A 6,348-nucleotide genomic window follows, 5' to 3' on the forward strand; every position below is an offset into this window, starting at 1 on the left:
GCTACACACCCTCGAGGTCGATGGCGATCGTTGTGCTCAGCCCGCCGTCGAGGGGCAGGACGGCACCGGTGATGTAGTTCGACGCACGCGACGAGAGGAAGACGACCGCGCCGGCAGCGTCCTCGGGCCGCCCGAGCCGCTTGACCGGGCTCTTGGCGATGAGCTTGTCTCCGATCTCCTGCAGCGGCGCTTCCATCATCTTGGTGGGGAAGGGTCCCGGGGCGATCGCGTTGACCAGGATCTTCGGCGAGAGTTCTGCCGCGAGGTGCCTGGTGACGTGGTGAATCGCGGCCTTTGACGCGGCGTAGGAGAAGTTGCCGAATCCCGGTACGACGATGCCGTCGACAGAACCGATGTTGATGATCCGGGAAGGGTCGTCCTCGACGGACGCAGCCTCCAGCAGCGGCCGGGCGGCTTGGGCGAGGAAGAACGGCGCCTTGACGTTCAGGTCGAGCACCTTGTCCCAGCCCTTGGCCGGGAACTCGTCGAACGGCGCGCCCCAGGTGGCTCCGGCGTTGTTGACCAGGATGTGCAGCCTGCCGGACTCCCGGTCGGCGATCTCCCGGATCAGCGCGCGGCCGTTCTCCTGGGCGCTCACATCGGCCGGCAGCGCGGTGACCTCGCCGTACTGTGACAGTTCCTTCTCGGCGGCCGCGCAGGCCTCGGCCTTGCGCGAAGAGATGTACACGTGAGCGCCAGCACGGACCAGTCCTTCGGCGATCATATAGCCGATGCCGCTGCTGCCGCCGGTGACCAAGGCGGTCTTGCCCTGGACGGAAAAGAGGTCGGGGAACATCAGTCGTCGTCTCCTATCTGGCTTCGCGCCGCCGCCGGGCGCGCGTATAAGGCCTCGATCTTCTGCGCGCAAAGCTCGGTGATCACCTTGCGGCGCAGCTTGAGTGTCGGGGTGAGCTCGCCCGACTCGACGCGCCAGGGCGCCGAGAGCAGGGCGAAGTGTTTGATCTGTTCGGGCCGGGACAGGCGTGCGTTCGCCGCATCCACGATGGATTGCACGCGAGCCAGCACCACGGGGTGCCTCACCAGTTCCTCGGTCGAGGTCTCCTCGATACCGTTGGCAGCACTGAACGCCTGGAGCGCAACGGGATCGATGGTGAGAAGGGCGACGACGTACGAACGGCCCTCGCCGACGATCATCGCCTGGTCGAGGAATTCCCGGCCGGAGACCAGCGACTCGACCGCGGTCGGGGCGATGTTCTTGCCCGCCGCGCTGACCATGATCTCCTTCTTCCGGTCCGTGATGTACAACCGGCCCGCCTCGTCGAGATGCCCGACGTCTCCGGTGCGCAGCCAGCCGTCCGGTGTGTACAGCTCCGCCGTCGCCTGCTCCAGGTTGCGGTAGCCGGAGCTGTTCGACGGGCCCTTGAGCTGGATCTCGCCGTCATCGGCGATACGCACCTCGAAGCCGTAGGCCGGCAACCCCACCGAACCGCGACGCTGGCCGCCGAGCCGGTCGGAGACGGCTACGCCCCCGGTTTCGGTCAGGCCGTACCCGTGGTGGATGTAGATGCCGATCGAGGCGAGGAACTCGTCGACGTCCTCGCGCATAGGGGCCGCACCGACGCAGGCCAGCTGCACCCGATCGAGCCCGAGCATCGCCCCGACCTCACGGACGATCCCTTCGCGGGCGAGCTCCGCAGAGGTGCGCACTTTCGCCGGCACCTGCGCGTCGTCGATACGCAGTCGCCATTCCTCAGCGAGAATCTTCCGATCTTCAGCCAGCTCCTCGGCCCGGTCGGCGAACGCAGGTGAGCCCATCAACATCCGCGCGCCGTCGGCCAGCTTCTCCCAAACCCTGGGTACCGACATGAAGAAGCTCGGGCGATGCCGCTGGACAGCGTCGACCAGCTCACGAGAGTCCGGACAGCAGTAGACGTGGCCGCCGACCCAGATCCCGACGTAGACACTCCACAAACGCTCGGCCACGTGAGCCATGGGGAGCGCCGCGACAACCCGGTATTCGTAGGTGAACGCGGCTGCACGCGCCATCGCCATGGCATCCCACAACACATTGCGGTGGGTAAGGATGACGCCCTTCGAAGGGCCGGTTGTGCCCGAGGTGTAGATGTACGTGATCGGATCGTCGGGTCTCAGCGTGCTGATGCGCTTGTCGATCTCGTCGCGCAGGAGCGCGAAATGCGCTGCGCCCTCGGCCAGTAGTTCGGCCCACGACGTCGGAACGCCGATGCCCGACTCGTCCGTGGGCAGCACGCTCTGCTCGGTACCGAGCGTGATCAACGCCGGCTTGTTCTCGATGACCCACTCAAGTCCTGCGATACGACCGACGGCGTCCGGTTCCACGACGATGATGCGTGGTGCGGCGTCTCCGATGACGTGGTTGAGCTGGTCCGGCGCGAGAGTCTGATAGACGCTGACGGACGCGGCCGCACAGTGCGACGCCGCAAGGTCGGCCGCGAGATGCTCGACCCGGTTCCCAGCGAGTATGGCGACGGTGTCGCCGGCTTCGAGCCCCAGGCGAAGGAATCCGGCAGCCACGTTGAGGACGAGCTCTCGGTAATCCGCCCAGTTCAGCGTGGCCTGAGCGCCGTCAGACCGCTTCCACGAAATCGCCGGGGCAGACGGCTTGGCAGCTGACTGCTGCGCGAACAGCTGCGGCAGAGTGTCGGGAATCGCCCCGAACTGAAATGCACCGTTCGAAGACATGGCAGACTCACTTGCCTTCGAAGACGACGTTGTCATACTCCGCGAAGAACCTTCGAGTGCCCTTCTCCAGCAGGAGTTTCACCGCGTACTGCATGTCGTGCGACTCGAAGAGCGGGGTGGCGGCATCGAGCACGAAACGGTCCGCTTCACGCGGGCCGTGCGCGAGCGAGTGCTGCACCATCCGCTTGCTGGCGGCGTGCGCCCGGGTCGGGCCGGCCGCGAGGCGCTGCGCCCAGGCCAGGGCCTCCTCGCGCAGATTCTCCGCGGGCACGATGCGGTTGATGATGTTCCAGCGCTCGAAGGTCTCGGCGGTGTACTGCTCGCCGCCGAAGACGATCTCAAGGGCGCGAGCCGAGCCGCAGCGCTCCGCCAGCCGATAGGCGCCGCCCAGGAACGTGGTCGCCCCGATGCGGGCTTCGACCTGGGCGAACTCCGTGCCCTCCGCCGCGATGATCAGATCCGACGCGAGCGCGATCTCCAGACCTGCGGCCAGGCACAGGCCGTGCACCGCGGCGATCACCGGGAACGGCGCGTCCTCGATGTCCGCGATCACCTTCATGGCGCCTTCGAACATCTCCCGCGCCGACACGGTCGAGCGGTCGGCGAACAGGTGGATGTCCGCACCACCCGAGAACAGCTGCCCCTCGGCCTGAATCACGACCGCCCGTGCGCCTTCCTCACGGGCTCGGTGAAGTCCCGATCGCAGCCCCGCGACGATCCCGTCGTCGAACAGGTTCGTCGGCGGATTATCGAGGGACAGCACTACGACATCGCCCGATGCCGCGTATTTGATCTCACTCACGCGCTTCTCCCTAGGTCCTCATTGACTGGAGGTAAACCCCGGTGCACGGTAGACTAAATCGTCTAGACCGTACCGTCAAGTAACTTCAACGGCCGTCCCGTCCCGGGGTCCGCGGTTAGACTCGGCCTTCGGGAAAAACGTGCGACGCGCCCCGAGATCGGCAGGAGCAGCGGTGAGCGAGCAGCGGACGGGGCCCATTCCTCATAAGGAACGCCTGCTCAGGCAGGGTATGAAGCTCTTCTATGCGCACGGCTATCACGGCACGACGGTTGACGCGATCCTGGAGGCGTCGGGCGTGCCGAAGGGATCGTTCTACTACCACTTCGGGTCCAAAGAGGCCTTCGGCAAGGCGGTGTTGGCGCGGTACATAGAGTTCCAGGTCAACCTGCTCGGCGCGTGGACGGCCAAGGAGGATCTGTCCACGAGTGAGAAGCTCACCGGGTATTACGACGAGATGGTCCAGACGTTCATAAGGTCGGGCTACAGGCTCGCGTGCCTTGCGGGGAAGTTCTCGACCGAGCTGTCGGTGGAAATCGAGAGCTTTCGCGAACAACTCGCCACCAATCTGCACGACTGGCACCTCCGGCTTCGCGACGTGCTCGAAGAGGGGCAGGAGCGCGGCGACGTCCGGCGGGATCGCTCCGCCGAGGAACTCGCGGACGCTCTGCTCGCCATGATCCAGGGCGCATTCGTCATCTCGCTGTCCCTGCGGGAGGACCGGGCACTGCTGTCGATCGGCGCGAGCATCTCAGTACTCATCGATCCGCCGCGGGCCGATGCGTGAGCTCGACCGACCGGGTCTGCTCTTCGTCTGCAGGCACAGGACAAGGCGGTGATCTCGATACGAGCGTCGAGGCGCGCCGGCCACGCGTGCAGTTGAGCGCTTCGCTGCTGGAAGTGCTGCCCGATGGCGGCGGCGCTCCGGACGGTCTTCGCCAGCGGGCTCCATATACCGAAGGCGGCCCGGGTCGTCGAACGACATCTTTACTGGCAGCGCCTGCCACGCCCGGAGTAGCACCTCGCCAGGCGGGGCGCGAACTGTTCCCGGATGATCTGCCTGATGGGCGGGCGCGAAGTGGGCCGTCGACGGGCCTGCCGCCATGCTCCATCACGAGTGCGGTCACTCGCGAGCCGCGGAGCCCGCCTGCGGGTACCGCGGTGGCGCGAGCGACCCAGGCTCGCTCGCCGCGCACGAGGCATCCACAGACGTTGCAAGAGTCCTCAGCTGTCGCCTTCGCGCTTCGGGACGGGAGGCTGCCAGCCCCCTGACACTTCCTTCACCGGCTTGTGCGGGTAGCGGCGCTGAGCGTACTCCTGGGCGTGTGAGCCGGGAAGGACGTAAAGCGTCTCCTGCTTGTCCTGTAGGGGGCGGAGCACAGTATCCATATACTGCTTGCGATCCTCCAGGTACGGCCCGAGGACATCCTCTCCCGCCGGGCACACCGCCAGGCAGTAACCTGACTTGTAACTGGGACGGAACGCCAGGCTCTGCCACATCGAAGCGTTCTCCGAATCCGTGACCTGTGCCCTGAAATCGCTGGCGTCCTCGGCATCGGCGACCGTCTGCGCCCACTCAGTGAAGCCGCTCATGAACTCGCGGTAGTTGTGCGTCATGCAGGCGAAGAAGTCGAAATCCCCCTCCTTGCCGATCGCGCCGACCGGGCACGCGGCTACGCACAGTTTGCAGTCCACGCAAGGGCTGTAGTCCAGCGGCTCGGCGTAGTCGGAGACCTCGGCGTCGACTAGTACGGTCGCGAGCAGTATGAAGTTGCCGTACTTCGGATGGATCACGTTGCGATTGATGCCCATCACGCCCAGGCCTGCCGCCACCGCTACCGTCTTGTGCGCGACTACCCAGATGCGGCCGGGAAAGCGGTCCATCTCCTGTGGAAAGCCCGCAGCCGGGTTCAAGGCGCGGTACCCGGCGTCCTCAAGACCTTGAGCTATCATCCGTGCGGCGTGATTGACCTCGTCGTCGGCCAGATGGAACTCGTGGTTGGCCACACTGCGCGCCGTGGAGCGATAGCTCTCCCGGTTCATCCGCACGACGAGCGAGATCAGGGTTCGGCTGCCCGGCATGGCCTCGATCGCGTATGCCCGCTCTCCCGCGAGATCCGGGTGGTCCAGGCTCACCGCGGCGGCGTCGTCGGCACCGGCACGCAGGCACAGCTCGCGCAGCCAAGCTGCGTCGATGACGGCCGGCGGATTCGACGCGGCTTCCTCAGCGTCACGTCGCGCGAGAACGGCCTGGACCGAGGGGTGCTCGGCCAACTTCGACGGCAGCGTCCGTCGCCTGGGCTGACCGCTTTGATCAGAGGTGTGTACCACGTCCGCCTCCCAGTGGGTTTCGTTTTCCAACTCACAGTAGCGGCCCATGGGTAATAGTCATAGTGGTTACAGATATTTCAGTGGATGGCTCCCGACCTCCGAACAGGCGCGTGGCGGCAGGCTATTTTTCAGCTGTACCCTGAGCACGACCTTCAGCTGGCGCGAGCTGGAAATGAGTGACATCAGAACACTGGTTTCATGCTCATCTCGCGGACGCGATCCGTCCGTGCCGCACCGGCGCCGCTCTGATACGTCAGCACGTCGGTCTCGGTGTGACGGCCCCGGGCTAACCTGGCACGCAGAGCGATGAGCCTGGTCGCTCGCCAAGTCCAGGACGCATCCCGCCGGTTCATCGCGAACCTGATCGGTCATGCAGGACTCGTCTTGTCCGGTGGGCCGGTCGTTGTTCTGAGTGTCCCCCGAGTTGCCGGAGGTTCAAGATCATGTGGTGATTGATCCCGTGAGAGGAACCGATCCGATGGCACCGCCGAGGAAGTACCCGCCGGAGTTGCGGGAACGCGCAGTCCAGATGTATC

The 6,348-nt window shown here is 65.7% G+C and carries 5 protein-coding genes; 1 reads left to right on the forward strand and 4 read right to left on the reverse strand.

The genetic code is table 11. The features are described from left to right. Window position 1: 1 nt before the first annotated feature. Genes GWK61_RS22235 through GWK61_RS22245 form a run of 3 tightly spaced genes read right to left on the reverse strand, consistent with a single transcriptional unit; the run spans window position 2 to window position 3,484 of the window. Window positions 2-796 (reverse strand): SDR family oxidoreductase, encoded by a 795-nt coding sequence (locus GWK61_RS22235; protein ID WP_194910990.1) that lies wholly within the window; start codon window positions 794-796, stop codon window positions 2-4. Continuing rightward, a complete protein-coding gene (locus tag GWK61_RS22240; RefSeq protein ID WP_194910991.1) occupies window positions 796-2,682 on the reverse strand; it encodes an AMP-dependent synthetase/ligase in 1,887 nt (628 codons plus the stop codon). Before GWK61_RS22240 ends, GWK61_RS22235 begins: the two co-directional genes overlap by 1 nt. Window positions 2,683-2,689: 7 nt before the next feature. After that, on the reverse strand, window positions 2,690-3,484 hold the full coding sequence (locus GWK61_RS22245; RefSeq protein WP_194910993.1) for an enoyl-CoA hydratase/isomerase family protein: 795 nt from the start codon (window positions 3,482-3,484) through the stop codon (window positions 2,690-2,692). A 172-nt stretch (window positions 3,485-3,656) separates the two neighbouring features. On the opposite strand from GWK61_RS22245, the gene GWK61_RS22250 reads away from it, so the two are divergent. Next, window positions 3,657-4,268: a TetR/AcrR family transcriptional regulator gene (locus GWK61_RS22250; protein WP_323747697.1), complete on the forward strand. Its 612-nt coding sequence runs from the start codon at window positions 3,657-3,659 to the stop codon at window positions 4,266-4,268. Between the two features lie 437 nt (window positions 4,269-4,705). Here GWK61_RS22250 and GWK61_RS22255 read toward each other — a convergent pair whose 3' ends face one another. Further along, the gene (locus tag GWK61_RS22255) at window positions 4,706-5,860 is read right to left on the reverse strand and encodes a 4Fe-4S binding protein (protein ID WP_194910995.1); all 1,155 of its coding nucleotides are present in this window, start codon (window positions 5,858-5,860) and stop codon (window positions 4,706-4,708) included. Window positions 5,861-6,348: the final 488 nt, after the last annotated feature.

Origin of the sequence: Catenulispora rubra (assembly GCF_015356825.1) — a bacterium.
In the GTDB taxonomy this organism is placed as follows: domain Bacteria; phylum Actinomycetota; class Actinomycetes; order Streptomycetales; family Catenulisporaceae; genus Catenulispora; species Catenulispora rubra.